We start from the raw sequence: 21,167 nt of genomic DNA, 5'->3' as shown, positions 1-21,167 counted from the left end.
TCTACATCACCAATCCTTCATGATTACGCAAGCCATCGTAGGATTTTACTGTTTTTAACAAATTCGCATACATCTCTCTTGTCTCTTGATGTTTTGCACGTTTTGCAAACATTTCTGCACTTCCAACAAGCAGTAGTAACTCACGGGCACGAGATAGCGCGACATTTAATCGACGATAATCTCTGGCAAAGCCAATATCCCCGCCTTTAGGTGTATTACGAACCATGCTCACTAAAATGACATCCATTTCCATCCCTTGGAATTTATCAACAGTCCCTGTTCTAAATTGCAGATGTGGTAGCTGTAATTCTTGCTGAAGAAGACGATTAATTTTCTTTACCTGCTCACCGTAGAAACTGATGACACCAACGCTTTTTTGAGCATCCTGCGGCATACGCCCTGCTTCTTTTGCTGCCTTCACAGCTTCATTGAGATCTAGTAAAATACGTCTAATTGTGAGCAATTCTCCTTCATTAAAACGACTCGTTCCCCCTTTTACTTGCTCCTCTAAATAAGGTTTTTCTGTTGGAATATCAATCCACAGTAAATGGTCATCACGTTTTATAAACTGCCCTTCTAAGCCATGATCTCTTGCTGCATCTGAATCTGGTAAGCCACATTGCAAGCCATTTTCTTCTTCCGCATAAAACGGTGTGATACTTTGCATGATTTTCTCATGCATGCGGTATTGCAATGCTAGCATTTGCTTATGTGTTGGTGGCAAATTATTAAATAAACGCTCAAATAATGATTCACGCAACAGATTTTTTAATTCCTGTGCGCCTTCAAAGTTTGGATTTTCTTCTAGCATTGCCTTTAATGTTTCCTCCAGCGTATCATCCCCAAGTAATGGTGGTAGCTGATGATGATCACCTACTAAAATTACTTTCTTCCCCTTTAGCATTGGTAAGAGCAATTCTGGTGGTGTTGCCTTTGAAACTTCATCAATAATAACCACATCAAAGGTCGGATAATTTTCCATAAACTCCTTACTGGCAGAAGCTACGCATGTTGTACCAATAACGTTCGCATGACGCACATACAATTTTCGAATTTCATCTAAATCATACTCTGTTGCGTTTTGTAATTTTTCACGCCATTGTTCTTGTAGTTTTTTGTGAAGAGGTAGCTGTTTTTCCTGATGTTGGAATGCTTCGATTGCTTGCTTTGCAGTTTGAATAGCTTCCTTCACCTCTTCAGCCGTTCGTTCTGGCATAGATTGTAAAAGCTTTGTATAGGTAGCTAGTTGCTTTTCTTTCTTCAATCCTGCTATATTAATATCTTTTATTTGTTCTTCTATAAGCGTTAGCTGCTGTTCTACTTCCTGCAAGTTTGTTTGGACAGTCTGTAAAGAGGCTTGTTTAGGAACGAGTTGTACTTTAGCCTGTTCCACTGCCTCCAGTTGCTGCTTTGCTTGTAGAAGAGACTCTCTAGCTTGTGAGGCAAGAATTTTTAAATAGTCTACAGATTCTTCTGGTTCTTCAGTAATTTGAAAGGCGTTTGCTAATTGTTGTAACCGCTCAGTATGCTGGATAAATGGTTGGAGCTGCCGCTGGTAACTTTGCACATCAAAGCTAGTTATTGCACATTCCTGATGAATTAAAGTTCCAAGATTTTTACGAAAAGTTTCGTATTCCTGATCTTTATGCTCTTGCTGTTGCTTTAGTGCTATACCCTTTTGCCAAACAAAATCACGACGCATATATAGCCCGAGCAAATAACTTTCAATAACATCACTTGCTGGTGCTTGACCATCTTGAAAAGCCGTGTTTAATTGTGCGAATACACCAGTAAGGTTTTGCAAAGAAAACGATTGTACCGGTTGTAGTCTACTTTTAGCAAGGGCACGCTCCTTGCCTTCATGCGTAACCAAAGCCTCAAGCTTCACAATTGCTTTTTGTAAACGCGCATTAATCGTTGACCATGCCTCTAAATCTTTCGCATCCTCTAAATGCTGCAAGCGATCAATTTGTTGCGAAAGTACATGAGAAGGGCGAATTTGATAATGCTGTAAAAAACGCTGGATAAGCTCAAATGAGGTTAAGGTGTATATATATTTTTGCGCTTCCTTCATGATTACTAGACGATTACTTTCGATTTCATATTTCTGCTGTATCTCTTCAAATTGCTGTGTTAACTGGTGCTTTTGTTCTTGTAGTTCTTTATATTGAGCAGCAGCCTCTAGATGATTCACTTTTTCAGTAGTTTCCTGAATCGTTCCCTGTAGTTGCTCGACTGAAGGGTAATCAGCAAGGGTCTGTTCAAGCTGCTGTACAATTGGCTCAATTTGTGCGAGCTGTTTTTCATAATGCTCTTTTTGAGTCTCACATGTTTGTTGCTCTGTTTTAGCAGCCTTCAATTCTTTTTTTAATGCTTGAATCTCTTGCTGTAAAATGGGTTCTTCCATAGCTGCCTGCTCTTTTGCAGCAATTTCCTGTGTTAATTGCTCTAGCCATTGCTCTAATTTCTCTAGCTCATCTTTTGCTTTTACAAGGTTTGCTTCTAGCTCTTGCTGACGTTCTGGAAATATTGTAATTGCTTCTTCAATCGCAGCAAGTGTCTGCTCACGCCATTGAAGCGCAACATTTTCCTCAATGAATTTTTTACCCTCTTCCTCAATACTTTCCGTTCTACCATAGCGTAAAATTCGAATTTCTTGATTGGACAGTAAGCGTCCTAATGCATTATCTACAGCTAAATTAGACTGTGAGGCAACAAGTGTTTTTAAGCCTGCTTTAACATTTTGCTGACAAATCTCTGAAATGACAGTTGTTTTCCCCGTACCAGGTGGACCCTGAATGACATACAAATCCTCAACAGATAGTGCACCTAAAACGGCTCGTCGTTGATATTCATTTAAATTATTATGAAACTCAATATCTTCGCGTAGCTTAGATGCCCGAACTACAGGACGCCGCTCAAACAGTATGGTTTCTAAATTAGGGTTTACTGCCTCACCCTTTTCTAGCTTTGTAAAACCATTACGTAGTCGTCGAATTTGGCTTAATGTTGCAAAATTACTAAAGCTCGCTTTTTTGGAACGAAGATTCAGCTGGTCCTTGCGAGCCAAATCCTGTATAAAAGGCTTTACATCAATTTCTACCGTTTGCTTTCCTGCATTAGCCTTAATAACCTGTCCTATCTCGCCTCGAATTCCTTGAATGCTAACACTTAACCCCTCTAGCTTTTTCCATTCTTTACTCTTTATGTAGGGACATACAATGGTTAAGCGTGTAAAGTCTTCATTGAAATAGCTTTGTTTAAATTCTGTATGAATATCATCAATGGTTGCATCTCGTTCTTGTATTTTTAAATAGCCTTCCCAGCTGGCTATACGTTTTTTTACATACTCTGTACGTTCCTCTGCAATCGGTAGCTGTCTTATTTTGGTGTGAAGCTCAAGTGGAATACCTGCTCCATTATTAGGCTTCGTCACAAATTGTAATGCGGCTGCTAAGCGACGATTTGTGTTAATAGGTCCACGCATATGGACAAATCGAATATTGGTTGCCAGCAATCCTTCCACCTTTAGCACACAATCCATAATAACCGTTTTCTCAGTAAGAATATCGCTTAATTTTTCATTGTCCTCCGCATTAAAATAGATGGATAAAAAGGTTTCACCAACTGTTTTTGCTTTTCGTTTTTCAATATAGACAGTAAAAGATCTTTGTAACGCAAAAAAGGCATGCTCGTTTGCTGAGCATTCCTCTACCGCTTCCTTCGCCTTATTGGTCAAAATAAGATTACAGCGTTGTTTTTCTAGTAAAGCGATGTCCTGCATGAGCAGCCCTCCTTCCTGTGTCACTAAAGTTTTATTTTATCACATCCTAAAACAATACTTACAAAGAAAAATCCCCTGCACAGTGATTTCTTACCACCGTACAAGGGCTATCTTAATGTTGGTCAATTGTTTCCTTCGGCAAGTTCTTGCTCATTTCACAGTATTGAACAAATACTCGAGCTAATTCACGTAAACGACTATGAACGTCTTCATCTACAATAGTATTATTTGCATCGAAATGTGATGTATGTGTATACACATAGTTTGGCGTAACAAGCGCTCGGAAGTAGTCTAAAATAGGTTTTAGCTGATTTTCGACTACAAGGTGATGCTGGTATGTGCCTCCATTTGCAACAATAGATACGGGCTTATAGCGCATTGTTTTAGGGTGTAAGAAATCAAAGGCATTTTTCAAAACACCTGGAATGGATGCTTGGAAAATAGGCGTTGCAATAATGTAAGCGTCTGCCTCTTCAAATTGTTGAATCATTTTTTTCATATCATCATTTAATGGAGAACCATCCACAATTTGATGCTTATATTGACTAAAATGCATCATTTCTAACTCGAAACTAGCATCTAATTCTTTAATATATTGCTCCACTTGCTCTAAAATAGCACTAGTTTTACGACCAAACATCGTGCCATCTACGAGTAAAATTTTCATCTTTACTTTGCCTCCACATTCATCTTCTACAATAATATTGTAACAAATGAAAAGTGGCTCGGAAAGGATTGTCATGACAATTGATATAAATTCAGTCTTTAGACGGAACGACGAATTTAATCCTAAAATTAATTATCCTGATCACGTTGTCGGAAATGGACTTCCTTATCAATGACCGTTTCCTCAAGCTTATATTTATCTCGATTAATGACAACCTCACGATTAACTTTCTCGCCTTCATTCAGCTTATCCCAATTAAATAATGTCTCTCTTGAAATGTCCTCTTCTGGTATTTCCGGATACTCTAATGTAGCTAACTCATCTGAAGGATAAATAGTGACTGGCTGTTGTTTACCATATAAGGCAATGATAATCATAGCCTTTGCCACTTGTGTAGCTTCAATTGCTCTAGAACGTTTTAAAGGTCCAATCAATAAAGGCTGTGCAAGCTTTAATAATTTTTCTCCTGCCTTTTCTCCTAATCGAAATTCATCACGGTTCCCTACTAAGAGTGATGGGCGAATAATGGAAAGCCTTTGTAAACCTAGTTCCTCTAAATCACGCTCAAGTTTACCTTTAACTCGATTATAGTAAAATGGAGAATTTTCATTAGCTCCCATTGCCGTAATCACAAGAAAATGAGGGATTCCCCGTTTTTTTGCTAAAGAGGCAATTGCTAACGGGTATTCAAAATCTACCTTTTCAAACATTTCACGAGAGCCTGCCTTTTTAATGGTTGTACCTAAGCAACAATACAATTCATGAGCAAATCCTATATCGTTTTCTTCTATTCTATCAAAATCACGAATTTTCACTTCTAACTTTGGATGCGTATAAGTTAGCTTTCTTCGTGCAATAACTGTTACTGAAATATACTCATCATTTTCACATAATTGTTCAACTAGAGCGGAGCCGGTTAAACCAGTCGCCCCTACAACAATCGCTGCACGCATACTCATTTTTTCTCCCGTCCTTCTACTTATTGATAGTATATCAATTACGCTTATCTTGACACATCGGAGTTAAACAAAGCATCCCATCATCTCCATTTGTAGAGGGATTTTTCGAACCAAGATAAAGAACTTCCAATTGTTATGTATATTCCTACAATTCGCCTTACTATATATATCGACCATTTTTTTGATGATTAAAACTGATTAAAGATAGCTATTTTAGAAGATTCCGCTAGAGACAATCATGATCAAATCCTAAATTTTACACATACTTGCCCTTTCTTCGCCATAATTTAAAGAGACAGAGGAAAGGATGGGATACATTTGCAAAACGAAACACACGCAATTGAACCAAAAAAAACGATTGTTTTCATTATTGAAAGCTGTATTGATAAAGGGCTGTATCCTTTTGAACGGGTTTCAACATTAGCTAAACTACTTTCGAATGAGAAGGTTTTTATCTTTGTAAAGACTCCTTCAAATGACGGAATTCAAATTTTAATGAATGAAGGAGTTACGCCTATTCTATTTGATCACTTTAACGAATTACCTAAGCAAATCAAAGGACTTCAACCTGATTTAATTGTTAGAGATGGGCGAAATTCTGAAGGCTGGCAAGTAGAGGAATTACGACCATTCTGCAAAACAATTATTCATTTTGATGATTTTGGTGAAGGTGGCCAAGCCTGTGATTGTGTACTACTAGCACTCTATCAAGAAGTGAAAGATTATTTACCAGCGCATTATATTGGTGGAAGCTTTGTTTTTGCCCTGCCAGATGCATATCAGCATTTCGATAATATACCTGATAGTAAAACACCTGAAAATCCGCCTCATATCGTTGTTGCTTTCGAGGATGGGGACGAGCATAATTTAACGTATCGAACACTTCGACACCTAACTCAGCTACAAATACCACTACAAATTACAGTTATGATTGACGACAGCTATCGCCATGCAACGGATGACTTGCAAATGATGGTACTTAGTCGTCGCAATACTGCTATTCTTCGAGATAAAGATGCACTCCTCAAACTACTACCTAAAGCAGATGTCATTATTTGTAATGCTAACTATACACCTTATAAAATTGCCTCTTATGGCGTGCCATGCATTACACTTGCGCAAACTGAAGCTGAGCTTTTACATGCTTTTCCTCGTGAGCATAATGGCTTTATCCATCTAGGACTTGGTCGTAAAATGAAGCAATCACAAATCCAAAATGCTGTCATGGAATTTCTTTTACACGAAGCTCGCAGTGAACGAGCAGTGAGAAAACAGCGACAACTCAATCTTGCTGGTAATAATGAAACACTTCAAGCTTTACTCTTAGATTTTGCTTACGATCGTCATAATATCGCTTCTACTTAGTGCTACTTCGAAGATGATTATGATACAATATATAAGAATTTTTCACTCCAACAGCTCTTACAGTAGTTGGGACATAAGTAAATTCAACAAGTACCCGATTGATTTTAAAGAATAAGCGGTGGGGGATTCTTAAAACCTCCATCGCTTTTACACGCATTCACTATAAAAATATTCTCAAAAGGAGTAGTCTTCATGCCAACAAAAAGTGATATTGAATACCAAATTAGAGAGTTAAAAATGGACTATATGAATTTACAAGGTGATATAGAAAAGTTGGAGTCTACTGGACACAACGATCAGGTAGCTAAGGCAGAGCAACGTCTTGCGAATATGGAAGCTCAATTAGCAGAACTTAACAAGCAGCTTGCAGAACTATAAAATGTAAACAAGAAAGATAGTTGGAGGAACAGATATGGCAATATTAACAGTAGAAAATTTAGGTCATTCTTTCGGTGATCGTACACTCTTTAAAGATGTATCGTTTCGCTTAGTGGAAGGTGATCATATTGGACTTGTAGGGGCTAATGGTGTCGGTAAGTCTACATTAATGGGTATCATTACAGGTCAAACGATCCACGATACAGGAAAAGTTGAGTGGCTGCCTGGTACACACTATGGTTATCTAGACCAACATACCGTACTAACGGCTGGTAGAACAATGCGTGAAGTGTTACGCGATGCCTTTTTACCATTATATAAAAAAGAAGAAGATCTGAATGAAATTACAGGCAAGATGGCAGACGCAACGCCTGAAGAATTAGAAGTACTTTTAGAACAAATGGCAGAAGTACAAGATGCATTAGATGCAGGAGATTTTTATTCATTAGATATGAAAATTGAAGAGGTGGCACGTGGACTTGGACTTGATGCCATTGGCTTAGAGCGTGATGTAGCTGCCCTTTCTGGTGGACAACGTACAAAGGTACTCCTCGCTAAGCTTTTATTAGAAAAGCCAAAAGTACTTTTATTAGATGAGCCGACGAACTATCTTGATGAGGAACATATTACTTGGTTGAAAATTTATTTAAAGAACTATCCATATGCTTTCCTTCTAATCTCACATGATACAGAATTTATGAACGAAACAGTGGATGTCATCTTCCAATTGGAATTTTCTAAATTAACTCGTTATACTGCAACATACGAAAAATTCCTTGAACTTGCTGAAATCAATAAACGTCAGCATATTGAAGCCTATGAAAAGCAACAGGAGTTCATCAAGAAGCAAGAAGATTTTATAGCCAAAAACAAGGCTCGTTACTCCACTACTGGTCGTGCAAAATCACGCGCTAAGCAACTTGATCGTTTAGAGCGAATTGATCGCCCAGAAACAGCTGTAAAACCAGAATTCGGTTTTAAAGAAGCCCGTTCATCTAGCCGCTATGTTGTAGAGGCTGAGAACTTAGTGATTGGTTACGATAAAGACAAGCCATTACTTCCTCCACTTTCTTTTGCGATTGAACGAGGAGAAAAAATTGCTTTAGTCGGTATGAATGGTGTTGGTAAATCCACATTATTAAAAACAATGTTAGGTAAAATTAATGCGCTTGGTGGGAAAGTAGTCCGTGGTGACTACCTATATCCTTCCTATTTTGAACAGGAAGTAAAAGCTGAGAAAATCACGCCAATTGATGATGTTTGGAATGCATTCCCTTCTATGGAACAAGCCCAAGTACGTGCAGCTTTAGCAAGAGCAGGCCTAAAAACTGACCATATTACACGTCCGCTTAATTCATTATCTGGTGGCGAGCAAGCTAAAGTGCGTTTATGTAAATTAATGATGGAGGAAGCTAACTGGCTTCTCTTCGACGAACCGACAAACCATTTAGATGTAGATGCAAAAAATGAATTAAAACGTGCCATGAAAGAATTTAAAGGTACCATTGTGCTAGTAAGTCACGAACCTGATTTCTATGAAGGACTCGTAACAAAAGTCTGGAATGTTCAAGATTGGTTTACTTCTGGACAACAAGGCCAAGACTAATTATTTCAAGGGCAGCTCCAACATGTTATGGGGCTGCTCTTTTAAATTTTTTTAACTTCTATGTATAAATAGCCTCATTTAAACATACTATAATCAGTGGACTAACAATTTTACTCCTACTTCCAACTAACTCTCTCCTACGAGACAACATAGAATTCTAGTAGTCCCTATTCATTCAACATCGATTTTATAGCTTAAAAAGACATTTTCTATAGAGTTAACATAAACTTACATCATTGTAAGCTGAATAAACGAAACTTTTTACGCTTATCTTCGTATATTTTAATATAACTGAAAAAATAATAATTCGATTGAGAAATTTTTTCAATTAACTATTGATTTATATATAGCTTACTAGTAAGATATATATATATAAACTATTAACTTACTAATAAGCTATTTGTAAAATATAATCTAAAAAAGAAAGCGAGGAATGAAGAATGACAGTTACAATTTACTCACAAGCGAGCTGTTCTTCATCCAGAAAAGCACTTAAATGGTTAAAAGATCACAACATAGAATATAAAGAAAAACGTATTACATCTCACCCACTTACACTTGCAGAATTCAAAGAAATTTTAAGTATGACTGAAGATGGCACGGATGAAATCATCGCAACAAACTCAAATGACTTTAAAAATTTAAATATCGACATCGACCAACTTTCTATTCAAGAGCTATTTGCTATTATTCAGGCACATCCAAGAATGTTGCGTAGTCCTATTATAATAGATGAAAAACGTATTCAAGTTGGTTACAATGAGATGGACATCCGTCGTTTTATCCCACGTAAAGTACGTGCTTATGAATTAAATGCGATGACAAGATTGGCACAAGAAAGTTAAAACAGTTTTGGAGATGACCTTCTATGGACCAAGAAAAACAAAAAGCCATTACCTCGTTGTTTGAAGTCGTTTCATCTATTGAGCGTAAGTGGGCAAACGAGTGGAATAATCATAATGTACTCGGCTTTTCAAAATCCCATATTTTAATTTTAGACTACTTATCGCAGGAGGGCCCAAAACGCCCTTCTGCTATTGCTGAGCGGTTAAAAGTAACTACTGGTGGTGTCACCGTTTTAACAACCAAGCTGATAAATGGTGGCTTTATTGAAAAAACACAGCATGCCACAGACCGCCGTGCTTCTCAACTAGTCATTACGGCTGACGGTGAAAACATATTAAAAGAATCTCGTCAACAAGTGAGTGAAATCATTAATAATATGTTTGGTATGCTAACAGCGGAGGAACTGCAAACCTTACGATCTATTTTTTCTAAATGTTTATTGGATGTGGAGACAAATCGACCAGATTAAAGCACAATAAAAAGATGCATTTGCAACTATTTGCGAATGCATCTTTTTTGATTAGTCGACCAAATACTTCCGTCTAAGTACTGTGATGTGCGACCAATCTGCTTTATTACGCTGGTAGCACAGATTCCACAATAGCTGTATCTGACATGAGCATTTCTTTTAATCGAGCCTTTGCACGGAATAAACGAGATTTCACAGTACCAATGGAAACTTTCATAATTGTAGAGATTTCTGCAAGTGAGTATTGGTCTATGTAGAAATACCATAAAGTCTTTCTATAAATCGCATCTAATTGCTCCATTTTATCCTGGACTAGTTTTGTTACAATGTCCTTTTCAATTTTTTCTTCTGTAGAAATATCGTTATTGGGAACCAAATCTAAAATCGGTACGTCTAATGTTTCAGGTTGGTTCATCATATATTTGCTACGTCGTACTTTTTTACGATAGCGATCTCTAAATGTATTCATTGTAATAGTTGTCAGCCAAGCTTTAATATGCTCTACTTCGGCCACGCTATCTTCATAGCGTACAACCTTAACCCAAACTTCTTGCATTAAATCTTCAGCTTCTATATTATTGCGAGTTAGTTTTAAACATAAATGATATATATAACGATTGTATTCCTCGTATACGCCTTCTAATTTTTCATTCATTGTGTATGCCTCCGCTTCTTGTTCTTGCTTCTATACACATTCTCGCAAAATAATGTATTACACTCTATCGCATTGGCTTTCAATTTCATTACAATCGTGTAAGCTTAATCGCTTTCACTTGTAATATTCGTAAAAATTGTTTTACTACTATACTGCTTTCCCTCCAAAAAAGCTTTTGATGACAATAGTTACCTATTAATTAAACTATATTTTCAATAGTATTTATTGTCAGAATATTAATTAGCATTTGAAGAAACAAAAAATGCACTCCTAATAGAAGTGCATTGGGTGTTTTAGCTTAACAGTCCTAGACGAAAGGCTGAGGCAACGACCTGTGTTCGATTCTTTGCTTTGAGCTTTGTCATAAGACTGCTTACATAATCCCTGACAGTATGCTCACTTAAAAATAATAAACCAGCAATTTTTTTATTATCATATCCTTCGGCAAGCAGGCCAAGTATCATCGATTCCCTTTCAGTTAAATGAAGCACTGTATTCTTTTCTACCTTCTCGCCCTTACGTGATAAAAATAAACCTAAACGCTTCCCTACTTCCTCAAGGAGTGTTAATTCTTCCTTTGTACAATCAAACTCCTCCCCTAGCTGATCAAATGTTAACCATCCAAATAATTGATCTTGACGCAAAATGGGAATAAAAATAATCGAGGATAAATTAAATAATTGGATATGCTCGTCTTTCAAGTAATTTTTAGGATTTTTTAAATAAATGGGTTTTCTTGAACTAAGTATTATGTTTTCCCCAGTCAACTCCCCTTTCATGCTTTGCACCTTAGGAAGCTCTGCGCCAATAACTCCATAAAATTGATTGGACCATGGGACATATGCGTAAAATACACATCTTTTATAACTAAAATACTCTTCACATTTTTTTAAAATCAGCGCTAAATCCTGATAACCTGAGGAACTAATAAGCAATTTATCAAGCCTATCTAATAGCTGTAGATGCCTAATTTTCTGATTTTCGCTAGCGATGTTACTAGTTTGGTTATCTCCCTCACAGTCATAATAATAAAGCTCTACAAGTAACGTAAATGTCGATAATACATACATGAAGATGGCATTCGTTCGACTACTCTTCTGTTGAATCATAAAAGTAATCAATGATTTCTCGAAAATTAATTGGAATAAATTAAAGCTCTTCCTATCAATAATGGACAACTGTGATTGAACCCATGTGTTAAAAAAATACTTATCATCATTATTTAATTCCTCGATATTTGCATGTGTCATTAAACGCAAAAATGAATCTAATAGCATTGCTGTTCTATTTCGATCTGCCCCAGTTATAGAAGGTTCTAGATTAAGGTAAATAATTGTATTCTCTTCAATTTGCTGATGATGGATTTTAATAAACAACACAAACTCTTGAAGTGTTACTTCTTCAATTGATTGAAATGGATGCGTCATAGGAAATTCTTCTCCTTCACACTAAAAATACCCCTATAAATGGAGGATATTCACTCACTATATTATACAGCATCTTATAGGATAGTATTTCAAATTGAAAGGAGTAAGATGAAGGTATCGCTAAACAATGCGAATACTTTTGAATCCTAAGGCAACCATATAACCAGAAATAATGAAAGGTGCGTGCTTGAAATGAGATTAGAAAACAAAGTGGCCATTATTACAGGTGGAGGTACAGGAATCGGGAAAGAAACTGCACTATTATTTGCTAAAGAGGGAGCAAAAATAGTTATTACTGATATAAATGAACAATCTGGGAACGATACAGTCCGTGATATTCAAACTATCGGCGGTGAGGCAGTATTTATCCGCCACGATGTTAGTAATGAAGAAGACTGGAAAAAGGTTGCAGATGAATCAATAAAAACATTTAAGAAAGTGGATATTCTTTTCAATAATGCAGGTATCTATATCATAAAACCCCTTGCAGAAATCGAGCTTTCTGACTGGAACCGCTTAATGTCCATCAATGTGACAGGTGTGTTCTTAGGCATGAAACATATTATGCCGCTTATGGCTAAACAACATAATGGTTCTGTTATTAATGCTTCCTCTATTGCAGGCTTAACAGGTGCTGCTGGTCACGTATTATACGGCGCTAGTAAAGGGGCTGTTCGCATTATGACAAAAGATGCTGCTATGGAGTATGCTCCATACGGCGTACGTGTCAACTCCATTCATCCTGGCTACATTGATACAGGTATGGCAGACTATGCATCAGCAACAACAGGAAGCTCAAAAGATGAATTAGGCAAAAACTTATTCCCATTAGGACGTTTAGGCTCTGTAAAGGAAGTAGCGCAAACTGTATTGTTTTTAGCTTCTGATGAATCTTCCTTTTCAACAGGTGCAGAATTCGTTATTGATGGCGGAGCAACCGCAAAATAACATTAAAGGTGGTCATTTATATGAAACTAAAAGATAAAGTAGCAATTGTTACAGGTGGGGCTAGTGGTATCGGTGAAGCCACAGTTCGTCTCTTTGTAGAAGAAGGCGCTAAAGTCGTTATTGCCGATTTTTCTGATCGTGGACAAAGCGTTTCTGAAGAATTAAATAACAATGGTTTTGATACACTCTTCGTAAAAACAGACGTAACTAATGAAACGGACATTCAAAACATGATAAAGGAGACCGTTGCTAAATACGGTAAACTTGATATTATGTATGCAAATGCAGGTGTAGCTGACGATGCACCAGCACACGAGCTTTCTTTTGAAAAATGGAAAAGAACAATTGATATTAATTTATCAGGTGTATTTCTTTCGGATAAATATGCCATTGAACAATTCCTTGCTCAAGGGACAGGTGGTGTCATTGTTAACGCTGGTTCAATTCATAGCTTCGTTGCCTTACCAAACCCTACAGCCTACTCATCTGCAAAAGGTGGCGTTAAATTATTAACACAAAACCTATGTACTGCTTACGCTAAACAGGGTATTCGTGTAAATGCGGTGTGTCCTGGCTATATCGACACTCCTCTATTAGCTGAGGTCGATGCTCAGAAGAAAGAATATTTAGCATCCCTTCACCCACAAGGTCGACTTGGTAAACCAGAAGAAATCGCTAAAGCTGTTCTCTTCTTAGCAAGCGATGACGCAAGCTTTGTTAATGGTACAACGCTTCTTGTTGATGGTGGTTATACTGCTCACTAATGGGGCTTTGAATAGACTTGCCTGAAAGCTAGTGCATTTAATGATGCCATTCTAGCCGTTAAAAGTGTGAAGCGATCTGGCTGTTGTATCTGAACCCTTCACTGAAAAATGACAAATTTATAATCCACTCAAGTAAGACTCAACCACAATTGCTATTTAGCTCTTGTGGTTTATTTTGTAGGTGCTATGTGTAATCTTTCAAGACAATTTAAGATTCCTAAAAGCAAATTGTGCTATACTATTTCTATTATCGAAATAGTAGAAAGAGGGATGCTTAATGACTAATTTACAGCAAATTGATGCTTATTTTGCAGAACACCGTGAGGCACATTTAAATGAATTGAATGAATTTTTACGAATTCCAAGTATCAGTTCTTTATCCGAGCATAAAGAGGATATTCAACATGCAGCTGAGTGGCTAGCCAGTGCGTTTGAAAAACTAAATCTTGAAAATATCTCCATTACACAAACAGCTGGGCACCCTGTTGTTTATGCAGACTGGCTACATGCAGAGGGTAAACCAACTATTTTATTTTATGGTCATTATGATGTTCAACCTGTTGATCCATTAAATTTATGGGACAGTGAGCCTTTTAATCCTACAATTCGAGACAATAAATTATTTGCTCGTGGTGCGAGTGATGATAAAGGACAAGTCTTTATGCACTTAAAAATGATTGAGGCATTGTTTGCTACAACAGGGACATTACCTGTCAATGTTAAGTTCATTTATGAAGGTGAAGAAGAAATTGGTAGTCCACATCTACCTGCCTATGTTGAACAATATAAAGAAAAACTAGCGGCAGATTTAATTTTAATTTCCGATACAGGTCTTTATGGTCCTGGGAAGCCTGCGGTATGCTATGGTTTACGGGGCTTAACGGGCATTCAAATTGATGTGCGTGGAGCTAAGGGAGATTTACACTCCGGTCTTTATGGTGGTGGCGTACAAAATGCTATTCACGCATTAGCTGAAATTTTAGCATCCTTCCGTGATGAGCATGGTACGATTCAAGTTGAAGGTTTCTACGACAAAGTGTTGCCATTAACAGAAGAGGAACGTGAGGCTTATCTTGCGCTTGGCTTCGATGAAGAGTCTGTTAAACAGGAAGTTGGCGTAAAAGAATTATTCGGTGAACAAGGGTATTCTTATTTAGAACGTACTTGGGCCCGCCCAACCCTAGAGGTTAACGGTGTATTTGGTGGTTTCTCAGGTGAAGGCATCAAAACAGTGCTGCCCGCTGAAGCTGGCGCTAAAATCACATGTCGTCTTGTACCAAATCAAGAGCCCGATGAAATTGTAGCACTTTTAAAAGCACATGTTGAAAAGCACAAACCTGCTGGTGTGGAAATCAACATTTCTGAATTTGATAAAGGCCGTCCATTCCTAACGCCTTTCGATCATCCATTTATTCAGGCTGCTGGACGCTCCTATGAAAAAGTGTATAATGTACCAACAGCATACACACGTGGCGGTGGATCCATCCCTATCGTCGCTGCGTTTGATGAAATTTTAGATTTACCTGTAGTGCTAATGGGCTTCGGTCTATCAAGTGAAAACTTCCATGCACCAAATGAACACTTCCATTTAGAAAACTTTGATAAAGGCTTGCGTGTTCTTAGTGATTATTTATATGAGGTTTCAGGATTACAAAAGTAAATATCGATTAATTAAAAAATCCCCTCACTGTCAAAGTGAAGGGATTTTTTTATTTGATTACTCACCAAAAATCGTAACGATATCAGCTGCTTGTTTGCGCTCTTTGCCTTTTGGCACTTCATCAAAATAACCAACTTGTAGCATAGCAATGACACGTTCACCTGGCTGTACCTTTAAAGCTTCACGGAATTTTGGATTATCTAGGAAGCCTGGTGTTTTCCAGCAAGAGCCTATGCCTCTATCCCATGCCAGTAACTGCATGTTTTGAATAAATGTACTTGCTGCTGCATAATCTTCTAAACGTTCTTTTTGACGCGCATCCTCTGGAACGATAACAAAGGCATAGCCACCTGGTAATGTAAATTTCAACATCTGCTTCGCTAAATCTTCGCTTGAAAGCTCCTGCCATTTAGGAATTGTTAAGTCACGTAATAGCTGGTGAAGATTTGTTAATTCCTTTCCACAGGCAACAACTAATTGCCACGGCTCACGATTACCATGATTGGGAGCCCATACTGCATCGTCAATAATAGCCATTAAATCCTCACGCTCTACAGGCTGGCCATTAAACTTTTTAATGGAACGACGTTGAATAATTGCATCTCTAACAGATAAAATTTGTTCGCTCATATATCAATTCTCCTTCTACCATAAGACAACATATTAGAGTTTATCTCTTCTATCTTTCACATTATCATATATTTGTATGCTTTAAAACTACCTGTTCCTAAGCAAAGCTGTCATCTATATGATAGAAAAAGTAGGTCATGCTTGGCGTATAGGCGGTGGAATCCTCGTAAAAATAAGGTCGATTAAGACTATCTGAGGTGTGGGCATTCACATAAGGAATACCATTTTGAATACTTGTAACAATAACGGAGTGGTCAATTCTACCATTCCCTTGAAAATCATAAAAAATGACATCTCCAAGCTCTAGTTCCTCTGCATATTGAACACGTCTACCCTTCAATCCTGTTGTAGATCCTTCTAAATACCATCGTAATGAATGGGCAACAGACCAGCTAAAGCTCCAATTCCCTTGCTGAATCCACCAGCCTTTCTCTCTACTTGGTGCACCTCGCATCGGTGCACCTCCTGCAAGTAAACACTGAGATATATAGTTCGTGCAATCTACATCAAAATTTGGAAAAGCAGGATTGCGTCTGTTCCACCACAAATTAGCATATTGAACTGCAGCCTGCCTATTATACATTTTTGCCATACATAACCTCCTCATGCCATCATATGTCTATTTAAGCATTTCTATTAGTTAGGTCCTTCCTCATAATTCTTATTGAAATCCATTATATTCAGCATGTTCCTTTCCAATTTCAAGAACATTTTTGCTACAATAAGGATTAAAGATATGTCAATTTTATTTTATGACCAGAAGGGATGTTGAATGTGAGGCAGCATGCTGAAAAAGAGATTTTACAGCCAACTCTTTTATGCGATAAAAAAGGTAATTTAAATCCAGCAGCCATCGGATTTGCACGCAAACCACTTATTAATAGCAATTTAAGCGGCCATCTCATGCGCAAAAAGAAATGGAACTATTGGTGTGTCTACGGTGATGAAATCTTGTTTTCAGCTACGATTAGTCATCTAGATTACGCAGCAGTCTGCTTCGTTTATTTCCTTGAATATGAAACACAGCGCTATTTTGAAAAAACGATCACAATCCCCTTCGGTGGTAAACTAAAAATGCCTTCACAGGTTTTAGAATCTGTTTCATTTAAAAATAGTGAAATGATGATTGATTTATTATATATACAAAATGAAACACATCTATCTGTTTCCATACCAAACTTTGACGGAGATGTTTTACGAGCGAAGCTTATCATTCAGCACCCACCAGCGGACGAAACCCTAAATGTAGTCATTCCTTGGAATCGCAAAACATTTCAGTTCACAGGCAAGCATCACATATTGCCAACATCAGGTGTTGTCACAATTGGTACTCGACGTTTTAATTTCTCAGCTGAGGAGAATTTTGCTGTGTTGGATTATGGACGAGGTGTATGGCCACGTGAAGCATTATGGAACTGGGGAATGGCCTCTCAACGAGTACGTGGACGACGCATCGGACTTAATTTAGGAGGTAAATGGACAGATGGCACAGGCATGACCGAAAATGCTGTTTTTGTTGATGGTAAAATGACAAAAATACATGAGGATTTATTATTTCAATATGATTCCGAAGATTATATGCAGCGTTGGAAAGTAAAAACAAAATTTTCTAATCAGGTCTCCTTAACCTTTTCACCCTTTTTTGAACGTATAGCCCAAACGAATGCCAAACTAGTTAAATCAGAGGTACATCAACTATTTGGCTATTACGACGGTTCTATTTTACTCGACAATGGTGAAACACTGGTTATTCAACAAATGCTCGGATGTATTGAGGAACATCGTGCAAAATGGTAAAAATCCTCTAGAAGACGTTGCTTTCCGTGGGTATTTTGAAAATGCAAATGATTCCACGGAAGCTTTTGTCTCCTAACTGTCCACTTTTGCTCTAACTAAGGGCTCTTAATATTTTTTCTGGATCATCTGTAAATATCGCCTGTACACCGAGCTGTTGTAAACTTCGAGCATCTCGTTGTTCATTGACGGTATACACACGTACAGTTGCACCTTCAGCGAGAGCTAGTTTAACTGATTTACGGAAGGAAGTTGGTAAACTTACATGCAACGCCTTAGCTGGTATAAGAGCAATGTAAGTTGGGAAATCCACCAGCACCTCTGCAAACAATGCTGCACTTTCTATATAAGGCGCTATTTTTGATATTGTTTGCAATGATTCATGATTGAAAGATGAAATGATCACCCGCTCTGTCATTTGCTGTGCTGCTACTTCTTTGAGCACGAGCGCTTCGATTCCTTCATATGCAATAATGTCTGTTTTCAGTTCAATGTTGATACGGTGATTGGTACCTGCAAATAACTCCAACACTTCCCCTAGCGTAGGAATTACTTCATCTCCGAACTCCCGTGAAAACCAGGAGCCAAAATCAAAAGTACGTAATTGCTGTAATGTAAAATCTTTTACATAGCCTGAGCCATTGGAGGTACGATCAATGGTCTCATCATGAATCACCACTACCTCTTTATCTGCGGTTAAATGAACGTCTAGCTCTACCCCTGCTATAGGAAGCTTTGATGCTGCTTGAAAGGCAGCCATCGTATTTTCTGGATAGTTTATCGAAACGCCTCTATGTGCAAATATGTCCAAATTCAATAACCTCCTCTATTATTATTCAAAGAAAAACCTTCCAGCCCCATGTAATAATAGCATAATTGACTTTTTAGCTTTCACTTGCTGGTAAATATTATATATAGTAGTATGATAATCTACTTTGAAATTGTAAGTACCTAGGAGGTGCTAAAAAATGACTGTACAACATCCAGATTTTCAGGCTGAAGTAGAGCGGTTAGCGTATACCCAAGGCTATATGCAACAAATATTAGACGAATCACAACGAGATTTAAAATCTGCTCAAGAAAATATCCGCAAATCTATGGCAGATCTTGATTACTTAGATTCGAGTTTAAGTTATTTAAATATCTTAACAAATGCCAGATTTTTTGAAATGGCACGTAATCAAAAAGAAGGTCTAGAGGCCGTTCGCAAGAAGCCCTATTTCGCTAGAATCCATTTCCAAAAAACCGGTGACCCAGAAGAATTCCTTTATATTGGGAAAACATCACTATTTCATCGTGAAACCCATGAGCCCATTATTGTTGACTGGCGCTCACCCGTAGCTAATGTTTATTATGATGGACGTCTTGGTGACATGGAATACGATGTCCGTGGTGAAGTTCATAAAGGACATCTCTTTGCTAAAAGGCAATACAAGATCGAAAATGGCGAATTACTCGATATACGAGATATTGATCTAACAACAAATGATGAACTACTACAAGAAGCATTAGCTGGAAAAGCTGATGTCCGTCTAACTGAAATTGTTTCAACAATTCAAAAGGAACAAAATGAAATTATTCGAGCACATCTTCGTCAACCAATTATTGTACAAGGTGCTGCTGGTAGTGGAAAAACAACCATTGCTCTACACAGAATATCCTATTTCCTTTATACAATGGGTGAACATTTTAATCCTGAGCAGCTCATGATTTTAGCACCGAATAAATTATTTATTGATTATATAGGCGATGTTTTACCAGAGCTTGGCGTCGATAAAATATGCCAAACTACTTTTACAGACTACGTTCTTTCTGCCACTAAATTAAAGCTTAAGCTTCAAAATCCAAATGAGCAATTAGAATTGCTCGTTGCTGGAGGAAGTCAGCCTACTGACTGGATTGCTGAAATGAAAGGCTCACTTTACTATCGTGATGTCATCGAACGCTACGTACAAAAGCTGGAACAAAGGATCGCAGAGCAATTCGAAGATGTCTATATTGAAAAATACTGTATCATGCGTGCTTCCCACCTGAAGAAGCTGTTTTTATATGAATTCTCATATATGCCTATCGAAAAGCGACTTGAACATATTAAAAAGGTCTTAGCAAGCCATGTACGTCAAAAAAAACAGGCTGTTTTAGCTACACTCCATAAAAAGTATGATGAAGCATTGGGTAAAGCCTTAAATGGAATTCGAGATGATGAAAAACGGCGACGTGTTGTCACAAAATTCATTGATGAGCGTGATGAACGAATTCCTGCCATTGAAAAAGAAACGAAGACAACGGCATCAGCTTATATGCGTCGCTTTCCCAAACATAATATTAAAACACTCTATCGTACCCTTCTCACCGATGCAGAACTATTAGCAGAACTCGCCCCTGAATGGCATTACCTTGAACAGCAACAATTTTTGCAGGCACATCGTAAAGAACAATGGGCACTCGAAGATTTAGCTGCACTATACTATTTACAAGCACGTTTAAAAGGCATTGCAGATGAATGGAAGATGCGTGTTGTCTTTATCGATGAGGTCCAAGATTACAGTTTATTTCAGCTTGCTGCTTTAAAAGCAGGTCTTGATACAGATATGTTTACTATGGTCGGTGATTTAGCACAAGGTATCCATAGCTATCGCTCATTAACAGCCTGGGAGCCTGTCCAAAGCTTATTTCCTCGTGCAAGCTTCCGCACTTTGCAAAAAAGCTATCGAACAACAATTGAAATTATGGAAGTCGCGAATCAAATTCTAGCGCAAATGAATGAACAGCTACCTTTAGTAGAACCCGTTGTGCGTCACGGTAACGTACCAAGTTTTATTCAAGAGGAGCAATTCGATGCCTTCAAAATTAAAGAGATCTTTGAAGCCATTCGTCAAAATGGTCACCGATCCATCGCTTTAATTTGCAAAACTACTGCAGAAGCCATTACTATGCAACAGGCATTAAAAGATAATGACATTGCTTCACAACTACTAACAGAAAATGAATCTATTAATCAAGAAATGTTACTTGTTGTCCCAAGTCACTTAGCTAAGGGACTTGAATTTGATGCCGTCATTGTAGCTGCCTACGATACACCATTTTACGATACACCAATTGATCGAAAGCTACTTTATGTAGCTCTTACACGAGCTATGCACGAGCTATACTTAATCGGGCCATCCAAAAAGACATTTTTATTAGAAAATTAAAAAGTCGCTAAAAGGCGACTT

General features: G+C 37.7%; 18 protein-coding genes. 10 read left to right on the top strand and 8 right to left on the bottom strand.

Translation table 11 applies throughout. The features are described from left to right. Nucleotide 1: 1 nt before the first annotated feature. The 3 genes from L6W14_RS02090 to L6W14_RS02080 all read right to left on the bottom strand — a co-directional run bounded on the left by L6W14_RS02090 (nucleotide 2) and on the right by L6W14_RS02080 (nucleotide 5,410). Nucleotides 2-3,784, bottom strand: a complete 3,783-nt coding sequence (locus L6W14_RS02090) for a DEAD/DEAH box helicase (RefSeq protein ID WP_131520714.1) — start codon at nucleotides 3,782-3,784, stop codon at nucleotides 2-4. A gap of 112 nt (nucleotides 3,785-3,896) precedes the next feature. Then, a complete protein-coding gene (locus L6W14_RS02085; protein WP_237899197.1) occupies nucleotides 3,897-4,451 on the bottom strand; it encodes an NADPH-dependent FMN reductase in 555 nt (184 codons plus the stop codon). A 128-nt stretch (nucleotides 4,452-4,579) separates the two neighbouring features. Next, the gene (locus L6W14_RS02080; RefSeq protein ID WP_237899195.1) at nucleotides 4,580-5,410 is read right to left on the bottom strand and encodes an oxidoreductase; all 831 of its coding nucleotides are present in this window, start codon (nucleotides 5,408-5,410) and stop codon (nucleotides 4,580-4,582) included. Between the two features lie 318 nt (nucleotides 5,411-5,728). Here L6W14_RS02080 and L6W14_RS02075 point away from each other — a divergent pair, with 318 nt between their 5' ends. The 5 genes from L6W14_RS02075 (at nucleotide 5,729) to L6W14_RS02055 (ending at nucleotide 10,074) form a co-directional block, all read left to right on the top strand. Beyond that, nucleotides 5,729-6,775 (top strand): PseG/SpsG family protein, encoded by a 1,047-nt coding sequence (locus tag L6W14_RS02075; RefSeq protein ID WP_054549087.1) that lies wholly within the window; start codon nucleotides 5,729-5,731, stop codon nucleotides 6,773-6,775. Between the two features lie 192 nt (nucleotides 6,776-6,967). Then, the gene (locus L6W14_RS02070) at nucleotides 6,968-7,153 is read left to right on the top strand and encodes an SE1832 family protein (protein ID WP_004225556.1); all 186 of its coding nucleotides are present in this window, start codon (nucleotides 6,968-6,970) and stop codon (nucleotides 7,151-7,153) included. A gap of 34 nt (nucleotides 7,154-7,187) precedes the next feature. Beyond that, nucleotides 7,188-8,759: an ABC-F family ATP-binding cassette domain-containing protein gene (locus L6W14_RS02065; RefSeq protein ID WP_237899193.1), complete on the top strand. Its 1,572-nt coding sequence runs from the start codon at nucleotides 7,188-7,190 to the stop codon at nucleotides 8,757-8,759. Nucleotides 8,760-9,199: 440 nt separating this feature from the next. Beyond that, complete coding sequence (spx, locus tag L6W14_RS02060; protein WP_004225558.1) at nucleotides 9,200-9,604, top strand: transcriptional regulator Spx; 405 nt, start codon at nucleotides 9,200-9,202, stop codon at nucleotides 9,602-9,604. Between the two features lie 23 nt (nucleotides 9,605-9,627). After that, nucleotides 9,628-10,074 carry a MarR family winged helix-turn-helix transcriptional regulator gene (locus L6W14_RS02055; RefSeq protein ID WP_131520710.1) on the top strand — a complete coding sequence of 149 codons (447 nt, stop codon included), beginning with the start codon at nucleotides 9,628-9,630 and terminating at the stop codon, nucleotides 10,072-10,074. Between the two features lie 106 nt (nucleotides 10,075-10,180). Here L6W14_RS02055 and L6W14_RS02050 read toward each other — a convergent pair whose 3' ends face one another. Together L6W14_RS02050 and L6W14_RS02045 are read right to left on the bottom strand one after the other, a co-directional pair. Next, nucleotides 10,181-10,729 carry an RNA polymerase sigma factor gene (locus L6W14_RS02050; RefSeq protein ID WP_036078118.1) on the bottom strand — a complete coding sequence of 183 codons (549 nt, stop codon included), beginning with the start codon at nucleotides 10,727-10,729 and terminating at the stop codon, nucleotides 10,181-10,183. A gap of 293 nt (nucleotides 10,730-11,022) precedes the next feature. Then, nucleotides 11,023-12,156: a LuxR C-terminal-related transcriptional regulator gene (locus L6W14_RS02045; protein ID WP_237899191.1), complete on the bottom strand. Its 1,134-nt coding sequence runs from the start codon at nucleotides 12,154-12,156 to the stop codon at nucleotides 11,023-11,025. Between the two features lie 192 nt (nucleotides 12,157-12,348). On the opposite strand from L6W14_RS02045, the gene L6W14_RS02040 reads away from it, so the two are divergent. The 3 genes from L6W14_RS02040 (at nucleotide 12,349) to L6W14_RS02030 (ending at nucleotide 15,528) form a co-directional block, all read left to right on the top strand. Next, nucleotides 12,349-13,104, top strand: coding sequence for an SDR family NAD(P)-dependent oxidoreductase (locus L6W14_RS02040; RefSeq protein WP_048393320.1), 756 nt, complete (start codon nucleotides 12,349-12,351; stop codon nucleotides 13,102-13,104). A gap of 20 nt (nucleotides 13,105-13,124) precedes the next feature. Beyond that, nucleotides 13,125-13,868 (top strand): SDR family NAD(P)-dependent oxidoreductase, encoded by a 744-nt coding sequence (locus L6W14_RS02035; RefSeq protein ID WP_131520708.1) that lies wholly within the window; start codon nucleotides 13,125-13,127, stop codon nucleotides 13,866-13,868. A 277-nt stretch (nucleotides 13,869-14,145) separates the two neighbouring features. Continuing rightward, on the top strand, nucleotides 14,146-15,528 hold the full coding sequence (locus L6W14_RS02030; protein WP_054549083.1) for a dipeptidase: 1,383 nt from the start codon (nucleotides 14,146-14,148) through the stop codon (nucleotides 15,526-15,528). 57 nt (nucleotides 15,529-15,585) lie between these two features. Here the strand turns inward: L6W14_RS02030 and L6W14_RS02025 are convergent, their stop codons facing one another. Together L6W14_RS02025 and L6W14_RS02020 are read right to left on the bottom strand one after the other, a co-directional pair. Continuing rightward, nucleotides 15,586-16,158, bottom strand: coding sequence for a nitroreductase family protein (locus L6W14_RS02025; protein WP_237899189.1), 573 nt, complete (start codon nucleotides 16,156-16,158; stop codon nucleotides 15,586-15,588). A gap of 97 nt (nucleotides 16,159-16,255) precedes the next feature. After that, complete coding sequence (locus L6W14_RS02020) at nucleotides 16,256-16,750, bottom strand: amidase domain-containing protein (RefSeq protein ID WP_131520706.1); 495 nt, start codon at nucleotides 16,748-16,750, stop codon at nucleotides 16,256-16,258. A gap of 182 nt (nucleotides 16,751-16,932) precedes the next feature. Between L6W14_RS02020 and L6W14_RS02015 the strand changes: the two genes are divergently transcribed. Then, the gene (locus L6W14_RS02015; protein WP_131520705.1) at nucleotides 16,933-17,955 is read left to right on the top strand and encodes a DUF2804 domain-containing protein; all 1,023 of its coding nucleotides are present in this window, start codon (nucleotides 16,933-16,935) and stop codon (nucleotides 17,953-17,955) included. 91 nt (nucleotides 17,956-18,046) lie between these two features. Here the strand turns inward: L6W14_RS02015 and L6W14_RS02010 are convergent, their stop codons facing one another. Beyond that, a complete protein-coding gene (locus L6W14_RS02010) occupies nucleotides 18,047-18,763 on the bottom strand; it encodes a glycerophosphodiester phosphodiesterase (protein ID WP_048393311.1) in 717 nt (238 codons plus the stop codon). Between the two features lie 157 nt (nucleotides 18,764-18,920). On the opposite strand from L6W14_RS02010, the gene helD reads away from it, so the two are divergent. Beyond that, on the top strand, nucleotides 18,921-21,146 hold the full coding sequence (helD, locus tag L6W14_RS02005) for an RNA polymerase recycling motor HelD (RefSeq protein WP_131520704.1): 2,226 nt from the start codon (nucleotides 18,921-18,923) through the stop codon (nucleotides 21,144-21,146). Nucleotides 21,147-21,167: the final 21 nt, after the last annotated feature.

The sequence above is a fragment of the Lysinibacillus sp. ACHW1.5 genome (genome assembly GCF_022014815.1).
Lineage (GTDB): Bacteria > Bacillota > Bacilli > Bacillales_A > Planococcaceae > Lysinibacillus > Lysinibacillus capsici.
This window is presented reverse-complemented; position numbering and strand designations above follow the sequence as displayed.

Excerpts from the sequence above, each read along its gene's own strand:
- L6W14_RS02090 (WP_131520714.1), bottom strand. The coding sequence starts at position 3,784 with ATGCAGGACATCGCTTTACTAGAAAAACAACGCTGTAATCTTATTTTG.
- L6W14_RS02085 (WP_237899197.1), bottom strand. The coding sequence starts at position 4,451 with ATGAAAATTTTACTCGTAGATGGCACGATGTTTGGTCGTAAAACTAGT.
- L6W14_RS02080 (WP_237899195.1), bottom strand. The coding sequence starts at position 5,410 with ATGAGTATGCGTGCAGCGATTGTTGTAGGGGCGACTGGTTTAACCGGC.
- L6W14_RS02070 (WP_004225556.1), top strand. The coding sequence starts at position 6,968 with ATGCCAACAAAAAGTGATATTGAATACCAAATTAGAGAGTTAAAAATG.
- L6W14_RS02065 (WP_237899193.1), top strand. The coding sequence starts at position 7,188 with ATGGCAATATTAACAGTAGAAAATTTAGGTCATTCTTTCGGTGATCGT.
- spx (WP_004225558.1), top strand. The coding sequence starts at position 9,200 with ATGACAGTTACAATTTACTCACAAGCGAGCTGTTCTTCATCCAGAAAA.
- L6W14_RS02055 (WP_131520710.1), top strand. The coding sequence starts at position 9,628 with ATGGACCAAGAAAAACAAAAAGCCATTACCTCGTTGTTTGAAGTCGTT.
- L6W14_RS02050 (WP_036078118.1), bottom strand. The coding sequence starts at position 10,729 with ATGAATGAAAAATTAGAAGGCGTATACGAGGAATACAATCGTTATATA.
- L6W14_RS02045 (WP_237899191.1), bottom strand. The coding sequence starts at position 12,156 with ATGACGCATCCATTTCAATCAATTGAAGAAGTAACACTTCAAGAGTTT.
- L6W14_RS02040 (WP_048393320.1), top strand. The coding sequence starts at position 12,349 with ATGAGATTAGAAAACAAAGTGGCCATTATTACAGGTGGAGGTACAGGA.
- L6W14_RS02035 (WP_131520708.1), top strand. The coding sequence starts at position 13,125 with ATGAAACTAAAAGATAAAGTAGCAATTGTTACAGGTGGGGCTAGTGGT.
- L6W14_RS02030 (WP_054549083.1), top strand. The coding sequence starts at position 14,146 with ATGACTAATTTACAGCAAATTGATGCTTATTTTGCAGAACACCGTGAG.
- L6W14_RS02025 (WP_237899189.1), bottom strand. The coding sequence starts at position 16,158 with ATGAGCGAACAAATTTTATCTGTTAGAGATGCAATTATTCAACGTCGT.
- L6W14_RS02020 (WP_131520706.1), bottom strand. The coding sequence starts at position 16,750 with ATGGCAAAAATGTATAATAGGCAGGCTGCAGTTCAATATGCTAATTTG.
- helD (WP_131520704.1), top strand. The coding sequence starts at position 18,921 with ATGACTGTACAACATCCAGATTTTCAGGCTGAAGTAGAGCGGTTAGCG.